Raw genomic sequence first — 20,257 nt, 5'->3', positions numbered from 1 at the left:
AAACCCGGGGCATTGGATTGCCGATGCTGTTCATTTGCCATTCCGATTTCGTCGGTTTTAACTGACGGGCAGTGCCCATTCGGCGGCGCGTTTCTGCTCGCGCATACCTTCGAATGCGATGCTCGGATCTTTCATCGGGGTGTTCACGAAATGCGTAAATCGTTTGCGGAGCTCCGGGCTTTCCACTACTTCGCGCCATTCGCATTTGTAGACGTCGATCAGGTTCTGCATGTCGCGTTCGAGCTCGTCGGCGATGCCCAGGACGTCGTCTACGACCACGGCTTTGAGGTAATTCATGCCGCCCTCCATCTTGTTGAGCCACGTCGCGGTGCGGGTGAGCGGGTCGGCGGTTTTGATGTAAAACATGAGAAAGCGGTCGATCAGGCGGAGACAGGTTTCCTTATCCACGTCCGTCGCCAGCAGCTGTGCGTGCTGCGGTTTGGAGCCACCATTACCGCATACGAACAGGTTCCAGCCCTTTTCGGTAGCGATGATGCCGAAATCCTTGCTCTGTGCCTCCGCACATTCACGCACGCAGCCCGACACGGCCGATTTCAGCTTATGCGGCGAGCGTAAGCCTTTATACCGGTCTTCCACCTCAATGGCGAACGACACCGAATCCTGTACGCCGAACCGGCACCAGGTAGAGCCGACGCAGCTTTTCACGGTCCTCAAAGATTTCCCGTAAGCATGGCCGCTCTCAAAACCCGCATTGATCAGTTCTTCCCAGATATCCGGCAGGTCGCCCAGGTGTGCGCCGAAGAGATCGATGCGCTGGCCGCCGGTGATCTTGGTATACAAGCCGTACCGCTGCGCCACCTGACCGATCACGATCAGTTTTTCAGGCGTAATTTCGCCGCCGGGAATGCGCGGAACGACGGAGTACGTGCCGCCTTTCTGGATATTAGCCAGGTAGCGGTCGTTCGAATCCTGCGCCACGGCCCGGTCTTTTGTAAGAATATTTTCATTCCAAAGACTCGCCAGCAGTGAGGCTACCAAGGGCTTGCACACCTCGCAGCCATCGCCCTTGCCGTGGTGGTCAAGCACGGCGCTAAATGTTTTCAACCCGTTCATTTTCACCAGGTCCAGCAGCTCCTGGCGCGAATAATCGAAATGCTCGCACACGACATTGCGGACATACACGCCCTTTTCCTTCAGCACACCTCCTATCAGGTCCTTCACCATCGGAATGCAGCCGCCGCAGCCGGTACCGGCCTTGCAGCATTTTTTGAGCGCATCCACGGTAGTATGGCCATTTTCGCCTACTTCATGGCAAATCATGCCCTTGGTGACGGCCTCGCACGAGCATATGAGCGCGTCGTCGGGCAGGCTCATCACACCCGCGCCCGCTTCCTCGCCCCCGCGGGAGCCGAGAATGAGGTCTTCCGAATCGGGCGGCAGGATCGTTTTGTTTTTGCAGGTTTGAAGGAGCATATTGTACTGCTCCGCCTCGCCTACGAGGATTCCGCCGAGCAAAGTCTTGCCGTCGGAACTCACATTAATGCGTTTATAAATCCCCTTTGCCTTGTTTTCGTAACGGATCGTGCGGCAAGCGGGCTCTTCCACGAACGGATCGCCGAAGCTGGCCACATCGGTACCGATCAGTTTCAGCTTGGTTGACATATCGAAGGGTTGAAAATCCTTTTCCCCTCCGGTGATCAGCGTCGCCACCACATCGGCCATTTCGTAGCCCGGCGCGATGAGGCCGTAGATCATATGGTGCGCCAATGCACATTCGCCGATGGCAAAAATGGCCGGATCGGACGTTTGCAGCTGGTTATTCACGACAATGCCGCCCCGGGGGTGCGTTTCGAGGCCCGCGATTCTGGCGATCTCGTCACGCGGGCGGATACCCGTGGAGATCACGAGCATATCCACGTCGAGGAAGCTGTTATCGGCAAACTGCATGCCCGCAATGCGCTCGTCGCCCTGGATTTCCTGTGTACTTTTGGATAAATGTATCTGCAAACCCAGCGATTCCAGCTGGCTTTGGAGCATCCGCGAACCGGCATCGTCGATCTGCCGGGGCATAAGGCGCGGGGCAAATTCCACGACGTGCGCCTCTTCCAGACCGAGGTCCAGCAGCGCCTTGGCGGCTTCCAGGCCCAGCAATCCGCCGCCGAGCACGGCACCTTTCCGCGCTTTCTTGGCATACGACTGGATCAGTTCGAGGTCCTCGATGGTACGGTACACGAACACCCCGTCCTTTTCGACACCGGGGATCGACGGCACGAACGCGCCAGAGCCCGTGGCCATGATGAGATAGTCATAATAAACTATATGTCCATGGTGCGATCGGACCAGTTTTTCCTCCCTGTCGATATCCACCACGGGATCGGACAAAAACAGCCTGATGCCGTTCTCTTCATACCATCCTGCGCCAGCCATGGAAAGGTCATCGGCCGATTTACCGGCAAAAAATTCGCTCAAATGCACTCTGTCGTAGGCAGCGCGCGGCTCTTCACCGAAAACGGTGATTGAAAATTGCTGACCTTCTTTTCTTTTTGAAAGGAGCTTTTCACAGAATTTGTAGCCCACCATACCATTGCCTACGACTACGATCCGGGTGTCTGAAACAGTTTTCATAGTAAATAATAACTATTAATTTGTGAAAACAGAATTATTTTATTGTATTATTTTAATTTTAGACGTGTTTTATCATCTTATCGATAAGTCAAAAGTAAATCGCATTTTCTCGATTTCCTAATTTTATATTCGTATTTATGGTCAAAAACAAACATAATTTTTGGCAAAATGATTGTTTTATAAAATTTCACTAGTAAATTTGAACCAACAATTGATATAGTAACAAAATACTACATATAGTACATTTCTAATATTCACCCTATTATATATAAGAGATGGAAGCCAAACTGACACTGGTAGGAGCCGGCCCCGGAGATAGCGAACTGATCACCCTGAAAGGCATGCGGGCATTGCAATCGGCCGATGTGGTACTTTACGACGAACTGGCCAACGCGGCATTCCTGGAATTCGCACCGGCACATGCATTGAAAATGTATGTCGGCAAAAAAGTGGGACAGCCTTCCTTCTCGCAGGGCGAGATCAACGGCCTCATCGTACGACTCGCCCGCAAGCGCGGCCACGTGGTGCGGCTCAAAGGCGGCGACCCATTCGTGTTTGGACGGGGGCACGAGGAAATGGAATACGCCCGCGACCACGGCATTCCGTGCACCATGGTGCCCGGCATCACCAGCAGCATCGCCGTACCGGCCTCCCTCGAAATACCCGTAACCCGCCGCGGGGCAAGTGAAAGCTTCTGGGTGATCACCGGAACGACGCAGGCGGGCGAACTTTCGGACGACATCCGGCTCGCCGCCCAGTCCAAAGCGACGGTGATCGTATTGATGGGATTGAATAAACTGGAAGAAATTTGTGCATTATACAAACACTTCGGACGCGGGCATTTGCCGATGGCCGTGATCCAGAACGGCACCCGGCCGGATGAAAAGAGCGTCGTGGGACAGGTTTGGGAAATGCCGCGACTGGTACGCGAAAGCGGTATCAGCACACCGGCGATCATGGTGATGGGCGAGGTCGTCGCACTCAGCCCCGCCTATGCATTGGAATACCTGCAAAATATGCAGATGGCTTTTTGACATGCTTTCACTCCAACCTAAACATGATAAACAATGAAAAAAGCGCTCCTTTTGCTGGGCATGAGCGTGGCCGGTATGCTGGCCACCACGCGGACAATGGCCCAATTCAGCCTTTCGGGACAGCTGCGGACCCGGACCGAACTCCTCGACGGACAGGGCACGATGCTTTCCAAAGGTGAAAAACCGGCCTTCTTCACCTCCCAGCGCACCCGCCTCAATGCGGGCTACAAGGGTTACCGGACGCAATTTTTCGTAGCCGTGCAGGATGTGCGCGTGTGGGGACAGGACGCTTCCAGCAATAACCGCATCACCAATCCGGCATTGAACGGCCTGATGCTGCACGAAGCCTGGGGCGAGATCAGCCTGCTCGACACGAACCAGACGAAGCTCGGCAAGGAGTTCGCATTGAAAATCGGTCGCCAGGAATTCCTCTACGACGACAGCCGCGTGCTCGGCAATCTGGACTGGCTGCAACAAGCCCGGCGCCATGACGCGGCATTGCTGAAATATGGAAATAACGGTTTTACCGCACATCTGGGCGTTGCGTATAACCAAAACCGTGAGCTCAAAAGCGGCACTTTGTACGACGGCGTGCCGGCCGGTTATCCTGCGGGAACGAACGGCATCGGCACGATGTACAAGTCGTTGCAGTTTTTGTACCTGGGCAAAAAATTAAAACAGGGAAATGCCTCTTTCCTCGTTGTGAAGGATGATTTTCAAAAATATACATTGGATACGGCGGGTGTGAAAAAGCTCGCAAACGGCGTACGCAGCCGCGTGACGTTCGGGCCTTACTTGCAAACGAAAATCGGCAAGAGCTGGACGGTGACCGCCAATGCATTCTACCAGGTCGGCAAAGATAAGGATGGCGCTTCGCTAAGCGCGTACATGTATTCTGTCCGGGGGCTGTATGCGATGAACCGGGTATTTTCCATTGGCCCCGGCTTCGACTACACCTCCGGAACAGCATCCGGTTCGCGCAAAAGCCACACATTCGACCCGCTTTACGGCACGCCGCACAAGTTCTGGGGGCAAATGGACTACTTCTATGCCGCGAACGCATTCGGCAAAGGCGGGCTTTCGGACGTGTACATCAGTACGACGATCAAAGCCTCCGAAAAGCTCTCGATCAATACAGATCTGCACCATTTCGCGAGTGCGGCACAGGTACGCGTGGCTGATAACCAGAAACTTTCATCGGCATTCGGCGAGGAACTCGACATCATCGCGAATTACAACCTGACCAAGACCATCAGCTTCCAGGGTGGCTACTGTACCTTCATTTCCACCAGCAGCCTTGCACAGGTAAAAGGTGTGAAGAACCCGCAGAAAATGTCCAACTGGGCTTATCTGATGATCAATATCAAACCTGAATTCCTGAAATAAGTCTGTCCTAACCAACATTTCAAACTCTTATTACTATGGAAACGACCAACAAGCCGCTTGAAAAACTCAACATATTCAGCTTCCGGGGCGTACAGATGCGAACCTTCCACCTCACCTGGATGGCGTTCTTCCTTTGCTTCTTCGGATGGTTCGGACTGGCCCCGCTGATGACGGTCATCAAAACCGACCTGGAACTCACCAAACCGCAGATCGGCAACATCATCATCGCGTCCGTGGCCGCGACGGTGATCGCCCGCATCGCTATCGGCAAGCTTTGTGATACCTGGGGGCCGCGTAAAACCTACACCGCATTGCTGGGGCTCGGCTCCATTCCCGTGATGACGGTAGGTTTGGTGGATTCCTATGAAGGCTTTCTGCTTTTCCGTCTCGCCATCGGGGTGATCGGCGCGTCGTTTGTGGTGACGCAGTACCATACTTCCGTCATGTTCGACAAGAAGATCGTCGGAACGGCGAATGCAGTGGCGGGCGGCTGGGGTAACCTGGGCGGCGGGATCACCAATATGGTCATGCCGCTGATTTTCGCGGCATTCGTCGGCGCTGGCTACCTGCCCGAATCAGCCTGGCGGATCGCCATGGTCATTCCCGGCGCGGCACTGCTGATCTTCGCATTCGTCTATTACTTCTTCACCAAAGACACGCCTGCCGGCAATTTCGAAGACCTGGCCGTTGCCAACGCCAAAGCCGCGAAAACGAAAGGCACATTAGGCATCGCCATGCGCGATCCGCGTACGTGGGCATTGTTTCTTGCATATGGCGCATGTTTCGGCATAGAAATCACTTTCGACAATGTAGCGGCATTGTATTTCTTCGACAACTTCAATACCTCACTGGCAACGGCGGGTATCCTGGCAGGTACATTCGGCTTTATGAACATTTTCGCCCGCGCCGTGGGCGGCATTGTAGCGGATAAGGTAGGCAGCAAATGGGGAATGCTGGGCAAGGGCCGTCTGCTGGCATTGTTGCTCGTCCTCGAAGGGATCGGCATCGCATTGTTCGCGCAGAGCGGCAGTATTGTCGGCGCGGTGATTACGATGCTTTGCTTCGCGATGTTTTTGAAAATGGCGAATGGCGCTACTTACGCGATCGTACCATTCATTAATCAAAAGGCGATCGGTTCCGTAAGCGGGATTGTGGGCGCAGGCGGCAATGTAGGTGCGGTACTGGCAGGTTTCCTGTTCAAATCGAGCACCATCAGCTATTCGCAGGCATTCATGTATATCGGCGTAGCCATTGCTTGTGTGGCTGCTGTTGTGGCATTGATCAATTTTGAGAAAACAGAGCGCATCACGGCAGAAACTGGCCAATTGGAACCAGTGACCATTGATTAAAATCGACTGCAATGAACTGGGAGCTCATTCGCAAAAAATGCCACAGAGTGGCTGCCTGTTTATAGCAAACCCAAAATGCCAATGTATCACCGGACTCCCAAGGAGTTTCCTGATAACAAAAGAGGTGGTGCCACCCAGGAGGCCCGCCGGGGCCAAAACGGCAACCCTCCGGGCCAACAAAAAATCCCATTGCCCCGGGTTTTAACCCGGGGATCCAAATAAAAGAGAAGAAAATATTGCAGCATCAATCCCCATAACCCCAGGTTTCAACCTGGGGATCAACCCAGAAACCATGAAACCAACCCCGGCATCCTACAAATCGACCTGCTGCTACTGTGGAGTAGGCTGCGGGGTCGTGGTGACGAAAGAGAATAATGGGCAGCTGAGCCTGGAAGGGGATCAAGAACATCCTTCCAATAAGGGCATGCTGTGCTCCAAGGGCATGAACCTGCATTATACGGTAATGGACCAGTCGGACCGGCTACTGTACCCGCAGGTGCGGCTGAACCGTTCGATGCCATTGCAGCGGGCGAGCTGGGATGAGGCTTTGGAGCGTACAGCGGCAGTTTTTAAAGCATTAATTAAAAAATTCGGGCCCGACTCCGTGGCGTTTTATGTATCGGGACAATGCCTCACCGAGGAGTATTATCTGGTGAACAAGCTGATCAAAGGCTTCATCGGGACCAACAATATCGATACCAACTCCCGCCTGTGCATGAGCTCGGCGGTGGTGGGCTACAAGCTGTCACTGGGCGAGGATAGCGTTCCGGTTTGCTACGACGACATCGAGGCGGCCGACGTCATGTATGTAACCGGCGCTAACCCCGCCTGGTGCCACCCCATTATCTGGCGGCGCGTGGAAGCCCACAAAACGGCGAATCCGGCTACCAGAATCATTTGCGTGGACCCGCGCGTGACCGACACCGCACGCTCGGCCGACCTGCACTTGCAGATCCGCCCCGGTACCGACATTGTCCTCAACAATGCGATCGGCCGTTTGCTGATCGAAAACGATTATCTCGATGAGCGGTTTATGGCTGACCACACCGATGGTTTTGATCTATTCCGGCTACAAGTAATGCAGCGCACATTGGCGGAAGCGGCCGACATTTGCGGTATCCCTTCCGCCGATATTGCCTTGGCCGCCGAATGGATCGGCCGCTCGAAAGGCTTTCTGTCCTTCTGGACCATGGGATTGAACCAATCGGTAATTGGCGTGAATAAAAACCTTTCGCTCATCAACCTGCATTTGATCACCGGCAAAATCGGTAAGCCGGGCAATGGGCCATTCTCGCTCACCGGCCAGCCGAACGCTATGGGCGGTCGCGAGACGGGCGGCCTCGCCAACATCCTTCCCGGCCACCGCGAGGTCGTAAATGCTGAACACCGTGAGGAAATGGAGCAGTTTTGGAAAACTCCGGTTCGCATTGCCGACAAACCGGGCCTTACCGCTACCGAAATGTTCGAGGCACTGGCCGACGATAAGCTGAAAGCGATTTGGATCATCAACACCAACCCGATGGTGAGCATGCCGGATATCAATGCCGTAGAAAATGCATTGAAAAATTCCCGTTTCGTCGTCGTGCAGGATGTTTCCAATCGCGCCGACACCGTGCAGTTTGCCGACGTGGTGCTCCCGGCGGCGGCCTGGCTCGAAAAGGACGGCACGATGACGAACGCCGAGCGCCGCATCACCTATTTACCCAAAGCCCTCGAAGCACCGGGAGAAGCGCTGCCCGATTCGGAAATTCTTTGGCGTTTCGCGCAGAAAATGGGGTTTGAAGACGCCTTCAACTACCAAAACACCTCAGAAGTTTACGACGAATACGTCCAAACAACCAAGGGAACAACCCTCGACGTGACGGGCGTAAGTCACCATTTGCTAAAAGAAAAACGCAGCATCCAATGGCCGCTACCCGCAACAGGCAGCCAGCCATCAACAATCAGCGGTCAGCCGTCGGTCGTCGGCGGTCAGCCATCAGCAATCAGCGGTCAGCCATCGGCGGTCGGCAGTCAGTCGTCAGCGGTCGGCAGTCAAGAAGGCACCAAACGCCTCTTCACAGACCATCAGTTTTATACCAAAAACAAAAGAGCCCAAATCCACGCCGTACCGGATGAAAACCATTCCGAACCGACAGATAATCTCTTCCCGTTGGTTTTAACAAGCGGAAGAATCCGTGACCAGTGGCACACTATGACCAAAACGGGCCGTGTTGCGAAACTGAACAAGCATATCCCGCAACCTTTCCTGCAAATCCATCCCGAGGACGCGCGCGAGCGGGGCATTACGGAAGGCAGCCTGGTGACCGTGAGCGGCCGCCGCGGGGAGGTGCGCGTGAAGGCGCAGATTACGGAAGATGTGCGGAAAGGCCTGTGCTTCCTGCAGATGCATTGGGGGAAAATACTGGGCAGCAACCTGGCCCGCGCCAACAACCTCACCAGCCCGCTGGTAGACCCGAAATCCAAGGAACCGGATTTCAAATTCACAGCCGTGCAGGTGGCATTATACCAAAAGCCATTTGAAAAAATCATCATCGTCGGCGCCGGATCGGCGGGTTTAGGCTTTATCAATGCCTATCGCCAGCTGAATGCGGACGACGAGATCCATGTTTTTTCCAAAGAAATATACCCGTTCTATAACCGGGTTATGCTCCCCGACTACATCAGCGGCTCGCAAACGTGGGAGCAGCTCGTAAAACTGCGCGAGGACCAGTTTGCCGAAAACCGGATTACCGTGCACAAGGGCGTGAGCATCGTGCATATCGATCGCAAACACAAAACGCTCATCGACAGCAACGGCACGGAGCACCATTACGACAAGCTCATCCTCGGCATGGGCAGCAAGGCATTCACGCCCAAGGGCGTGCCCGACTTGCCCGGGATATTCAATATGCGCTCGCGGCTCGATGCCGACTCGCTGCTGCCGTTCCTGAAACAGCCCGACCCGCACGCGGTGATCGTCGGCGGGGGCATTCTGGGATTGGAACTGGCAGCTTCGTTCCGCGAAATGGACGTGAAAGTGACAGTTATCCAGCGTAGCGGCCGGTTCATGGAACGGCAGCTCGATCCGCTGGCGAGCGAGTTACTGTACCAGGAACTGCTCGACCGCGGGATCGAATGTTATTTCAATGACGAAGTGGCCACCTTCACCGGATCGGACACCGTGGAAGGGATCAGGCTCAAATCGGGGCGGAAAATTGACTGTCAGGTGGTTGTGCTGGCAATCGGTACCGTCCCGACCATTGATCTCGCCAGGGAGGCGGGCCTGGAATGCAAGCGCGGCGTGGTGGTGAACGACTACATGCAAACCTCCGATCCTGCCATTTACACGGCGGGGGAAATCGCCGAATGGAACGGGCAAATGTGGGGCATTACCCTCGCCGCCGAGCAACAGGCAGAAGTGATCGCACATTACCTGGCGGGGGATATTTCGCAGCCTTACAAAGGCAGCACGTCGATGAACATCCTGAAAATGGAAGGGTTACACCTTTGCAGCATTGGTATGACCGACGCCCCGGCCAACGATCCCGCGTACGAGCAGATCGTATTTATAGATAAATCAAAGCATTATTACAAAAAATGCATCGTGCACCGCGACAGGCTCGTGGGCGCGATCCTGATCGGCGATAAGAACGAATTCCTCGAATTCCGCGACCTGATTTCGAACGGTGTGGAGCTTTCGGAAAAGCGCCTGCAACTGCTGCGCGCCAGCCAGAAAGCCGAGCCGCTGATGGGGAAACTGGTCTGCTCGTGCAACAACGTGGGCCAGGGCAACCTGGAAAAGGCCATTGCAGGCGGCTGCGGCGATTTCCAGCGGCTCTGCCAGACCACCGGCGCCGGCACAGGCTGCGGCTCCTGCCGGCCGGAAGTGCGTTCGATACTTGAAAAGGCGTTGGAGGCGAGTTTGGTAACGAATTGAAATTGGGTCAGGTGTGGTCAAGTATGGTCAGATATAGTCAGGAATTGTCAGGTGTAGTCTTTGAGGGCATTTATTGTAAGAAGGAGGGCCCGATGGAGCCGAAAGGTTTCTGGTTACTTAACTCCTATAAACAGGGTGCTCCTCCCGAGCCTACAATGCCCGACCATGTTAATGAGTGAGTGAAATTGGCAACACCTGACCATACCTGACAACACTTACCACAAAACCGTAACAACAATGCGCGACTACTATAACATCAAAATCAACCTGCCGGGCGGCATTGCTTCGCCGGGGTTTCTGAAAGACGTGCTTTCGGCGGCTTGGAACGCGCATGTCCGCAAGGTACGGTTCGGCTCGCGGCAGCAGCTGCTGATGACGGTGCATTATGAAGAAATGCGGTTTTTGGAAAGTGATTTTAAAAAACTCGGCGTTTTTTACGAGGTTAATACCGACCGGCGGCCTAATATCGTGAGCTCCTATTGCGGCGAGGAGGTTTTCCGGACCGGGCAATGGCTCAACGCGAGCGAGTACCATTCGGTCCTCGACAGTTTCGAGCTCGACCGCGGGCTACGGCAGGATATGTTGCCAGGTTTGAAAATCAACATTTCGGATTCCAACCAGAGTTTCACGCCGTTTTTTACGGGTAATCTCAACTTCATTTCCTCACCCGAACCGCATTTTTGGTACTTATATGTACGGTTGAAGCAAACCAATACGGTTTTTAAATGGCATGAACTGATTTACACCAACGAGATCGGCCGACTGTCGAAAGTGTTCGAAGAATGCATGCTCGGCGAAGGCATTCATGATGAAAATGCATTGAAAACGGCGGTGAACGGGCATATCCGCTATGTTTCGAAGCCCGCGCAACACGACCTTGAACTACCTTCTTTTTCATTGCCATACTATGAAGGTTTCAACCGCTACGAATCCCGTACATGGCTGGGCCTGTACCGCCGCGACGAGGAATTTTCGATCGAATTCCTGCTGGACGTCTGTGCCTTGTGCCTGAAAACACGCGTGGGAGAAATATGTACAACACCATGGAAGTCACTGGTTATCAAAGGCATTGAAGACCCGCACCGCGAAGCGTGGAGCAATATTCTGGGCAAGCACAATATCAATGTCCGCCATGCCGCTAACGAGCTCGCCTGGCAGACGGAAGACCATCATGCAGAAGGTGCCGCGCTGAAAAACGAGCTGATCCGGCATTTTTCCAAAAACGACACCCGCACTTTCGGCCTCTGCTTCGGCATTCAGACGCGCCCGAAATCGGAAGTGTTCGGCTCGATATTGATCCGCAAACGGCCGTTGCTGCGGATCGGGCAGCTGCCGCTTTTCAGCGTGTACGACCTTTATTATACCGAACATTTCAACCCCAACAGCCGCTCGCAGGTGCTGTTTGAGAAGGGGTTGTTCAAAATACATTTGCCTGCTCAGCTGGAACGTCTTTGCAGGCGGTTTAACAATCAGCGATCGAGGGAAGCGCTGAAAACTATGCTGTCCGAGCCCGACGAAGCCAAAACGGCCGTCGGATTAGCGAAGACGGTGCACCAATGCCCCGATTGCCTGACCATTTATGATCCCGAGTATGGCGACGTGCTCGGAGATATCCCTCCCGGGACCGCCTTCGAAGACCTTCCGGCAACGTATTGCTGCCCCACCTGCGACAGCGGCAAGGACGCTTTCACCGCCATTGAACTAACAAAATCTTCTCACCTGGAACCCGCCTGATAATGAACACGATAACAACCATCGAGACACGCTATTTCGCATTCGAACGTGATTTTGTCGATAGCCTCCGCTGCATTCCAATGATCGTGCGGTACAAGCTGGATACCTGCCGCGTCAAATTGCAACTATCCGACTGGGCCAAATTCAATTTCGATGAAAAGGATTTGCTTGCCGAAATGCCCTGCCACGCGCCTGATGAAGTTGAAATGTACGCCGATTACGTGAACGAACTCGTATGGAAATACACCAGTACTGTGCCCAGCCTGCTCCAAAACCTCGATCCAGCGTGGGTACGCATGCACGTACCTGCGGAAGTGCACGAGCGCACGCATGAATGGAACTGCCCCGTCATTTCCGCCACCCAATGGACGCAACTCAATGAACTAGAACGCTTTGCACTGGTCAAACTGAGCCGCTCGGGGCACGAAGGAAGAAATTTCCCTCGCGCGCTGGCGGAGTTCGGACTGGCAACGGCTTGTTAGTTTTGAGGCTTCGACTTTACTTTTCTGCAATATGACGGGCGGTAAGCAATTTCCGCAACTCCGCCTGGACATTTCCGGATGATGGCCGTTCCGCATGTGCCGCCACCATCCGTCCGTCCCCATCGATCAGCAAGTAGCGCGGAATGCCCGAGACGTGATACAGATTCCAGATGGATTGCGGGCCATTCGTGCCATGAAGCATATGAAGCCCATTCGGCACTTTTTTGCCGGCCATCATTTTCTTCCAGGCCAGGGTATCCTGATCCACCGACACATACAGGAACGCGACCTTGTCATTGCCTTTAAACTCTTCCTGCATTTTTTGAGAGTCTGGAAACTCTTCGATGCAGTACCCGCACCAGGTTGCCCAAATATCGACGTAAACGATTCTCCCCCGCAAATCCGACAATGCCAGCTTCTTACCGTCGGGTGTGAGGCCGCTAAAATCCGGCGCGGGTTTACCAGGGCCGATTTTTTCCCATTTCGCAACGTCTTCGTGAATTGCATTTTTAAAATCGTCAGAACCGAGTTCCTTTCCAAGTTTCCTTGCCGTTTTCAACAAATCAGGTGTAAGCCCGTTCATCGCAATCTGGACATGAACGCCCATGGCGCGAACGAGATCTTCGACTAGCCCGGGGTACTTCGCAGCTTTTATTTTTTGTTCTACCAATATTGGGAAAATAGTTTCCAGGCTATCACCGTCTACTTCCTTATTTTCTTCATAAATCGCATCGCTGATCTCGTTCCTGTAAAACTGTGAGGCAATCAGGGCGTAATCGAACATACCTGTTTGGATTGCCATTGTATCGACCGGTATTTTCGATACAAACTTCCTGACCTGTGCCGGGATTTCCGCAGAATCTTTTCCAATTGCGAAATTGAATTGGTAGAAAGCGACATGCATATCCATTTGCCGCTTGATCAAATCCAGTCGTTCGGCCGGAATTTGATCGTCCGGTTTCAGTTGAGTCAATAGCTGATCATAATAGCTTCGCAGCGAATCTTTTGCTTTCAGGAATTCATCGGGCGGCAAATGAAAATAATATTTACCATTCCATTTATCGAAGTCGTTCCTATTCTGCTGTGCTTCATGATAAGCCTGATTAATCGCAGCACCATCGCCTTCAAACTGTATATCAACCTTTGTCCCGTTGGCAGAAGGCACAATGACGACATCGTCACCGGGATATAGCAACATACCTGCCGAAATAACATCTCCATTGAGATAGGCAAAGACCGGCGCATCTACCGGAACTTCCAATACGCCTTTTCCGGCACTATCCAACCTAACCCTTCCAAGGATAATGCCATCCATACTCACCATATTCACCCGGCCGACTCGCACCGTATCACCCGCAGCCTTCGGATAATGCACCGATATTCGAACCGAATTACTTTTCTTTCGCCCACAGCCAGCCAATTGAAAAAGAATACCTATAAACAGCAAATACAATAAAAATCGATGGCCCATTTGATCTGACGTTATGTTGAAGGAAGTTTTCGAGTCAATACGCCAATAAAATGGATCTTGTGGAGATAATATTATTCTTTTAAAAATTTAACATTTATTATTTCACCCGTCGTATCGCGGCGAAGTGTGAGGAAATATAGACCGGACGACAGATGCGAGACATTCAAATGCATTGTTCCATTTGCATTAGTAATTCTTTCCGCATTTACAGGAAATCCATTCCCGGAAATGCTGGTGATTGAAACCGGATGCAATACCATTTGCTGATCCGGTAATTTAATTTGCAAAACAGACTGCACCGGGTTGGGTGCAGCTACAATGCCTTTTGCATTCATACATTTAGCCGACACAATCCGTGTTTCCTGCATTTTCCCATCCTCGTCAAATTCCTTAATCCGGTAATAACCATAGTTATAAACCGATTCAACGTTGAAGGAATAATCATTTCTCACATTCGAATTACCAACCGCCTCAACCATTCCGATAGCATTCCATTGCCGGGCGTCTTTACTGGCCTGTATTTCAAAGTAATCCGCATTCACTTCTTCCGCCGTTTGCCATGTCAGCCGTGCATTGCTGCCCTGGCATGCGATGTCAAAGCGGCTAAAAGTTACCGGCAGCGGGCCCGATGTTTTCGTAAGCGTGTTGTTGCGGGTAATAAGCCATACATCCGGGTCGAAAACGACCTCTGTGGCTTCAAATCCCAGATTATCTACAAAAAACTGGCCGTTGACCATGTTGTTCAGCACGACCAGCTTTTGCTGGTTCGTAGTCGTATTTCGGAACAGGAGCGGTACCGGGAGCTGGAAGAAGTTCACCGACGCGTGCGATTGTGTCTGGTTCAGTCTTACCTGCACGGAGTTACCTGTCGGGTACCACTCCACCTGGTACGACGGGTAGCCTTGCCCGGTGAACCACTGGTTGAAAAAATAGGTCAGGTCGATGCCGCTGGCAGCTTCGAGGTGGCTTTTCAAATTGGCCGTCGTCACGTACCCGTAAGCGAGCGCGGGGTCGTGGATGTAGTTGTTCACTGCCGTGAAAAAGGTGGCGTCGCCCAGAATCCAGCGCAGCATGTAGAGCAAATGCGAGCCTTTGAGGTAAGTAAGCCGGTTGCTGAAAATGCGGTTCACGTCGTTCACATTGTCGACCCACACCGACCCGCCCGGCTGCGAAGTGATATTGTTGATCTCGATCGTCCGGCTGGATTTCGTATTGAGCGGATATTTGGCCTCCATATAAATGCTCGCCAGGTGGGTCGCGAAACCTTCGTTGAGCCAGATATCCTGCCAGCTCCCGCAAGTCACCTTGTCGCCAAACCATTGATGCCCAAGCTCATGCGCAATAAGCGTTTCCGACATATTGACCATAAAAGAGCATGTCTGATGTTCCATTCCGCCGCCCCAGCCGAACTGCACATGGCCGTATTTCTCGTTTTTGAAAGGATAATCCCCGAACAAATTGCTGTATTGTACCATCGCATTCAGGGTGTTCTGCACGCCGCCCTGGAAAGTCACCTGGCTTTCGGGGTAACAATAAGTCTTCATCGGCACGCTCGTGCTGCCGATCATGACGCTGGCATCCAGCACATTATAATTTGTCACCGCAAATGCCACCAGGTAGCTGGCAATCGCGTATCGGTGCATCCAGTGCGTCCGGGTTTTCGATCCGGCCAGGGGCGTTTCGCTCCTTAGCAGGCCGTTCGAGGCGGCTTTGTAAGCTGCGGGATGTGTAATAAAAATGTCGACGGAATCGGCCTTATCGTCGAGGCCGTTCTTGCAGGGCCATCAGTCGCGGCTGCCGTAGGGCTCGCTCAGCGTCCATAGCACCGGCGTCGCGGAAGGCCCGTGCGTAGAGACCACAAACGCCCCGTTGGACGCCGGCGGGACACCTTCATAGCTGATAGTGATCGAATCTTTCACCCCCTGCGCAAGCGGTGCGAGTAATGTGATCGTGAGCGCGTCGGCCGCGTGCGTGAATGCCACATTACTTCCATGCTGCTGCACCGACGACACCGTCAGGGCACTTGCAAGATCCAGCGTGATACTATTCCCCGCCGCTGTCATGACAAAATGAGGCGTTACTACCCCTTTTATGTAATTAACTGCCGGATCCACATCCCATTGACAGCGGTAATACCTGACATCAAAGTTATTGGATGCCATGACCCGCAGCGGCGACGCCGCGAGCCGCAAGCCTGCCTGCCGGCTCTCCATCGAGGCAATGTCGGCAGTGGAAATGTCTGTTGCAGGCTCCTGCGCAAACACGCGCAGGCACAGGCAGGTAAAAAGAATCAGGAAAGGTGTTTTCATAGCGCGCCATTTGCTGTAAACAAATCATTGTGAGCACACTAACTTAACCAATCGGCGACAAATCTCCCCGATTTTCCCACTAAATGTTCTAACGGCAGTTTTTTAATCTGTACCGGTCAGGCCCGCGCAAAATCCGATGAGCTTTCGGAGATCCGCCTCATTGTTGTAGTCGATTCGGTTTCTGCTCATGTACCGCGCGAGCCCGCGCCGGTGGCGGGCATACACGGTGAGGAATGTACGTCGCGATGCAGGGCGTACAATTCTGTTTCGATCCATGAGAAAATAAGTCGTTTTTACCCGCGACGGCTGCCCCGAAGCATTGTTCTGCCACTGAAAATTCCCTTCCCTGTTGCTCACCAGCAAACCCGGACTGCCCTCTCCCGCCGATGCCGAATAGTGCTGACCGGAATGGCTAAGACCGTTCCCGGCGGCCTCCGATTGCGTCCTGGCCGCCAGCATCACGTCGCCGGCAACATCGATTACTTCCATATCCGAATCCTTTTCAGTCAGGAGAAAGGTACGTCCCGCCGTTTCGATACGATCGATGAGGTATTTTCCTGTAAAAAGCATCGTATCCGCCTGCAGGCTCAGAAACTGCATTTGACCCTGTATGCGATGATAATTGAGGAAAGCCTCGCGCCGGGTACCGTTGCGGAAATAAACTGTCCCCTTCCCAAACTCCGGAAAACGATAAGGAGCCATCCGACCGGCCTGCGATGCCTGGGCTTTATCGGGAGAATCAGCGGCGCAAACGTTTACGAGAACGTTCAGAAACAAGACAATTTGGGAACTGATAATAGCAAACAAGCGTGTTTTCATGGTGGCCTTGGAAAACGGTGATCACTACAACTATCTGTATTTAAAGACGTTGTAACCTCGTTTCGATACTCTCTTGGATGCTATTTTTTTACAAAAATCTCATAAAAAAAACCGGCACAGCCCGCTTGCCGGATACAGTATGTCGAAATATTCAACAATTCAGGGCCGGAAATTTGCGCGGAATCAAAAATATTCGTCATATTAATACTACATTCATTTTGACAAAACGTATATATTGCCGTTCAAACGGCTAGTTTGAACCAGTCGACGTCAGATCATCATTAAACCTGGAACAGTGGCACGGTTTTGGCGCCTATACGTTCAACATCAACATTGTATATGATGGAAATCGGAACAATCAAAGCGGTACACATTTACAGCCATTTGCAGTATCACGTAACCGCCGAACTAGAACTAAACCTCAAAGGAGTAAAGTATACATTTGGCGGCCACAAAACATTTCTTTCGGGCATGTATGGCGGCGGGCCTTCCGACGCGCCATACCTGGGAAGGTTTCTCTTTCGGTGCATGCAGATATGCAAGGTCGACAGCTGGGACCAGTTAAAAAGCTCCAAAGTACTCGTTGAAGTAAGGAACGGCATTGTCTCTGCCATCGCCGACGTATCGGGCACAAACTGGTTCAATCCCGTCAAGGAATTCCAGGCGATGGATCAGGAAAAAGATCAGACCGAATCTTCGCCGAAAGACGATCGAAATTCGTGACGCTCCGGTTGCTCAGTAATCCTGCCACTGCCTATTCCAACCTGATCTGGTAAACACCATCTTCTGCTCTCTCCGTTACCGCCAGTTCGAGATGTTCCTTCTGATTGGCCCTCAGATAATTCTCGATCACCAGGATCGCCTCATTCTCAGATTCCGCCCCGGATACCGCCAGCACCACCCCCGGTTCCAGCCTGCCTGATTTATCTTGGTTCGTTACGCTTGGCATGATTGGGTTGTTTTTAGTTTGAATTGATTCAATAAGCGCCGGGCGTCCTGAGACACCCGGCGCTGAATTTTCCATACCAGGACTATTATTTCCGGGGAATGCTTGTACCCGTTCCACCCGAACTCGGTGTGGTAGTACTGCCCGGCACGGTCGATGACGGGATCGTCGTGCTTTGCGGTACCGAATTAGGGTTGGTAGTCGTTCCCGGAACGGTGCTCCTAGGGACATTACGGTTATTCGGGTTAGTGCTCTGTTGCATATTACCCGGCGTAGTTCTTGGCACGCTCGTCGGGTCTGTCGGGGTTACCGGCACGGTCGATGGCGAAGTGGTTGAGCCAGGAGATGTTACGCTGCCTGGGGTAGTAGTGTTGCCAGGTGTCGTTGCGCTGCCCGGCACGGTGCTCGAAGGTACTGTCGTGGGCTGCGTAGTGTTGCTTGGCGTCGTTGTCGGCGATGGTTGTGTTACCGTGCTGCCCGGCCTTACTGCACCGGGGAGGTCCGACGGCTGCACAGTACTGCCGGGGACTGTTTTCGGTTGCGTCGTATTGTTCGGATAGGTCGATGGCTGCGTGGTACTTGGTACCGTGCTGCCGGGAACGGTGCCCGATGGCGAGGTCGAAGGCGTCGACGTCTGGGCAAATGCCGCAGATGAACCGATGATCGTTAACGCAATGATATTCAACTTCAAAGCTTTCATGATGATGTATGTTTAGTTGATGAACATTTCAATTATGAGGTGAGACATTAAAAAGAATCGTACCAGCGCCCCGCATTTAACATTAAATTTTCAAATCGGCAGCGACCGTAGACCGTGGTTCGTATTTGGCTTAAACACCCCCCTAAATCGGCGTTTTTACACATCCTATTTGCCTGATTTATTGATGAGATTTGTATAAACTAAATCCGGAAAGGAATGGAAAAGCAATTGGACACCATGGCCGACAGATTGGAGGAAAGCCTCGCAACACATCGCATCGTTTCGCAGGAAGAATGGACAAAAGCGCGCAAAGATCTCCTCAAAAAAGAGAAAGAACTCACCCGCCTGAGCGACGAATTGAGCCGTCAGCGCCGCGACCTTCCGTGGGTGAAGGTCGATAAATCCTACATATTTGAAGGAGTAGAAGGGAAACTCTGGTTTCCGGATCTTTTCTATAGCAAAAGCCAGCTACTCGTCTACCATTTCATGTTCGCGCCTGAGTGGGAAGAAGGGTGCCCCGGGTGCTCGTTCATGGCCGACCATATCGACGGCCCCAATCTGCATTTGAAGCACCATGACGTGTCGGTCGTAGTCGTTTCGCGGGCACCGCTGGATAAGCTGCTTGCATTCAAAAAGCGTATGGGCTGGCAGTTCACGTGGGTATCGTCTTTCGGCAGTGATTTTAACTACGATTTCAACGTTTCGTTCACCAACGAGCAGCTGAAAAATGGCACGGTTTATTACAATTTTGAATACTCCAAACACGACGAAGGAACCGAATCACCGGGTACCAGCGTGTTTTACAAGGACCGGACCGGTAACATTTTCCACACCTATTCCACCTATGCCCGCGGCGGCGATATCCTTATCGGCGCACACAACTTCCTCGACCTGACACCCAAAGGCAGGAACGAGGACGGGATCATGGACTGGATGCGCCATCACGACAAATATGAAGATTTCAAAGGCGATCCGGGGTGTTGCAGCCATTAGCAACAGCCTCCCGCGTCTCTTCCGATACGCCACCATCCGCACCTTCGAAGCGCTCCTGGCCATGCTGAGAGCGCTTCGGGATATTTATCGTAACCTCTTCACCGCTACGACGCCTTAGTTCAGCTGATGCTATTTGATACGCTGGTATTCGGCAAAAAAATCGACCGGTCGCGCAGAAACGCGGCGATCCAGACGAGCGCCATCGGGAGGACCGCGCTGAAGGGCGTTCCATGGGATAGTTCGGTGGCGAGCGCGCCGGCGAAGTAGCAGGTCAGGAGGATGAAGCCGATTTTCATTGTTTTCGGGTAAATAAAGAGGGCTGTAAACCCGATTTCCATCAGGGCGAGGGGCACCAGGTAGTCTCCAACCCCTACTTCTGTCAGCTTGGCGACGATCTCAGGCCCCCGGGTCAGTTTCATGATGCCGCTGAGCACGGCCATTGCCGAGGCAAGTGCGGTAGCCACGATTGCAGCGATTTTTTTAGCTTTCATATTCATTTTGATTTTTTGACAAAACTAGCTACCTTTAC

The 20,257-nt window shown here is 52.8% G+C and carries 17 protein-coding genes; 9 read left to right on the top strand and 8 right to left on the bottom strand.

Annotated elements, in window-relative coordinates:
• Window positions 1–57: 57 nt before the first annotated feature.
• Window positions 58–2,586 carry a nitrite reductase large subunit NirB gene (gene nirB, locus H144_RS0105995; RefSeq protein WP_019941143.1) on the bottom strand — a complete coding sequence of 843 codons (2,529 nt, stop codon included), beginning with the start codon at window positions 2,584–2,586 and terminating at the stop codon, window positions 58–60.
• 275 nt (window positions 2,587–2,861) lie between these two features.
• Between nirB and cobA the strand changes: the two genes are divergently transcribed.
• From cobA to H144_RS0105960, 6 genes are all read left to right on the top strand, one after another.
• Window positions 2,862–3,620, top strand: coding sequence for a uroporphyrinogen-III C-methyltransferase (gene cobA / locus H144_RS0105990; protein WP_019941142.1), 759 nt, complete (start codon window positions 2,862–2,864; stop codon window positions 3,618–3,620).
• A gap of 33 nt (window positions 3,621–3,653) precedes the next feature.
• Window positions 3,654–5,006, top strand: a complete 1,353-nt coding sequence (locus H144_RS0105985) for an alginate export family protein (protein ID WP_019941141.1) — start codon at window positions 3,654–3,656, stop codon at window positions 5,004–5,006.
• A 35-nt stretch (window positions 5,007–5,041) separates the two neighbouring features.
• Window positions 5,042–6,355: a NarK family nitrate/nitrite MFS transporter gene (locus tag H144_RS0105980; RefSeq protein WP_019941140.1), complete on the top strand. Its 1,314-nt coding sequence runs from the start codon at window positions 5,042–5,044 to the stop codon at window positions 6,353–6,355.
• 292 nt (window positions 6,356–6,647) lie between these two features.
• Window positions 6,648–10,274 carry a nitrate reductase gene (locus tag H144_RS0105975; RefSeq protein ID WP_019941139.1) on the top strand — a complete coding sequence of 1,209 codons (3,627 nt, stop codon included), beginning with the start codon at window positions 6,648–6,650 and terminating at the stop codon, window positions 10,272–10,274.
• Between the two features lie 237 nt (window positions 10,275–10,511).
• Complete coding sequence (locus tag H144_RS0105965) at window positions 10,512–12,008, top strand: rubredoxin (RefSeq protein WP_019941137.1); 1,497 nt, start codon at window positions 10,512–10,514, stop codon at window positions 12,006–12,008.
• Between the two features lie 2 nt (window positions 12,009–12,010).
• Window positions 12,011–12,490, top strand: a complete 480-nt coding sequence (locus H144_RS0105960) for a nitrate reductase associated protein (RefSeq protein ID WP_019941136.1) — start codon at window positions 12,011–12,013, stop codon at window positions 12,488–12,490.
• Between the two features lie 16 nt (window positions 12,491–12,506).
• Here the strand turns inward: H144_RS0105960 and H144_RS0105955 are convergent, their stop codons facing one another.
• From H144_RS0105955 to H144_RS0105945, 4 genes are all read right to left on the bottom strand, one after another.
• The gene (locus H144_RS0105955) at window positions 12,507–13,961 is read right to left on the bottom strand and encodes a TlpA family protein disulfide reductase (protein ID WP_019941135.1); all 1,455 of its coding nucleotides are present in this window, start codon (window positions 13,959–13,961) and stop codon (window positions 12,507–12,509) included.
• 71 nt (window positions 13,962–14,032) lie between these two features.
• Entirely contained in the window at window positions 14,033–15,604 is a 1,572-nt protein-coding gene (locus tag H144_RS33190; RefSeq protein WP_019941134.1) for a M1 family aminopeptidase, read from the bottom strand.
• A 141-nt stretch (window positions 15,605–15,745) separates the two neighbouring features.
• Window positions 15,746–16,270, bottom strand: coding sequence for a gluzincin family metallopeptidase (locus H144_RS33185; RefSeq protein ID WP_019941133.1), 525 nt, complete (start codon window positions 16,268–16,270; stop codon window positions 15,746–15,748).
• Window positions 16,271–16,372: 102 nt separating this feature from the next.
• Window positions 16,373–17,047, bottom strand: a complete 675-nt coding sequence (locus H144_RS0105945) for a hypothetical protein (protein ID WP_229207845.1) — start codon at window positions 17,045–17,047, stop codon at window positions 16,373–16,375.
• Between the two features lie 381 nt (window positions 17,048–17,428).
• Here H144_RS0105945 and H144_RS0105930 point away from each other — a divergent pair, with 381 nt between their 5' ends.
• A complete protein-coding gene (locus H144_RS0105930) occupies window positions 17,429–17,812 on the top strand; it encodes a hypothetical protein (RefSeq protein ID WP_157504467.1) in 384 nt (127 codons plus the stop codon).
• A 31-nt stretch (window positions 17,813–17,843) separates the two neighbouring features.
• Here the strand turns inward: H144_RS0105930 and H144_RS31475 are convergent, their stop codons facing one another.
• Together H144_RS31475 and H144_RS34230 are read right to left on the bottom strand one after the other, a co-directional pair.
• Window positions 17,844–18,038 carry a hypothetical protein gene (locus tag H144_RS31475; protein WP_033402456.1) on the bottom strand — a complete coding sequence of 65 codons (195 nt, stop codon included), beginning with the start codon at window positions 18,036–18,038 and terminating at the stop codon, window positions 17,844–17,846.
• 85 nt (window positions 18,039–18,123) lie between these two features.
• Window positions 18,124–18,735, bottom strand: a complete 612-nt coding sequence (locus tag H144_RS34230; RefSeq protein WP_157504465.1) for a KAR9 family protein — start codon at window positions 18,733–18,735, stop codon at window positions 18,124–18,126.
• A 216-nt stretch (window positions 18,736–18,951) separates the two neighbouring features.
• Between H144_RS34230 and H144_RS0105910 the strand changes: the two genes are divergently transcribed.
• Window positions 18,952–19,728, top strand: a complete 777-nt coding sequence (locus H144_RS0105910) for a DUF899 domain-containing protein (protein ID WP_019941125.1) — start codon at window positions 18,952–18,954, stop codon at window positions 19,726–19,728.
• On the top strand, window positions 19,688–19,846 hold the full coding sequence (locus H144_RS34225; RefSeq protein ID WP_157504463.1) for a hypothetical protein: 159 nt from the start codon (window positions 19,688–19,690) through the stop codon (window positions 19,844–19,846). Before H144_RS0105910 ends, H144_RS34225 begins: the two co-directional genes overlap by 41 nt.
• Window position 19,847: 1 nt before the next feature.
• Here H144_RS34225 and H144_RS0105905 read toward each other — a convergent pair whose 3' ends face one another.
• Window positions 19,848–20,219 (bottom strand): DoxX family protein, encoded by a 372-nt coding sequence (locus tag H144_RS0105905; RefSeq protein WP_229207844.1) that lies wholly within the window; start codon window positions 20,217–20,219, stop codon window positions 19,848–19,850.
• Window positions 20,220–20,257: the final 38 nt, after the last annotated feature.

Source organism: Dyadobacter beijingensis DSM 21582 (assembly GCF_000382205.1).
GTDB lineage: Bacteria > Bacteroidota > Bacteroidia > Cytophagales > Spirosomataceae > Dyadobacter > Dyadobacter beijingensis.
This window is presented reverse-complemented; position numbering and strand designations above follow the sequence as displayed.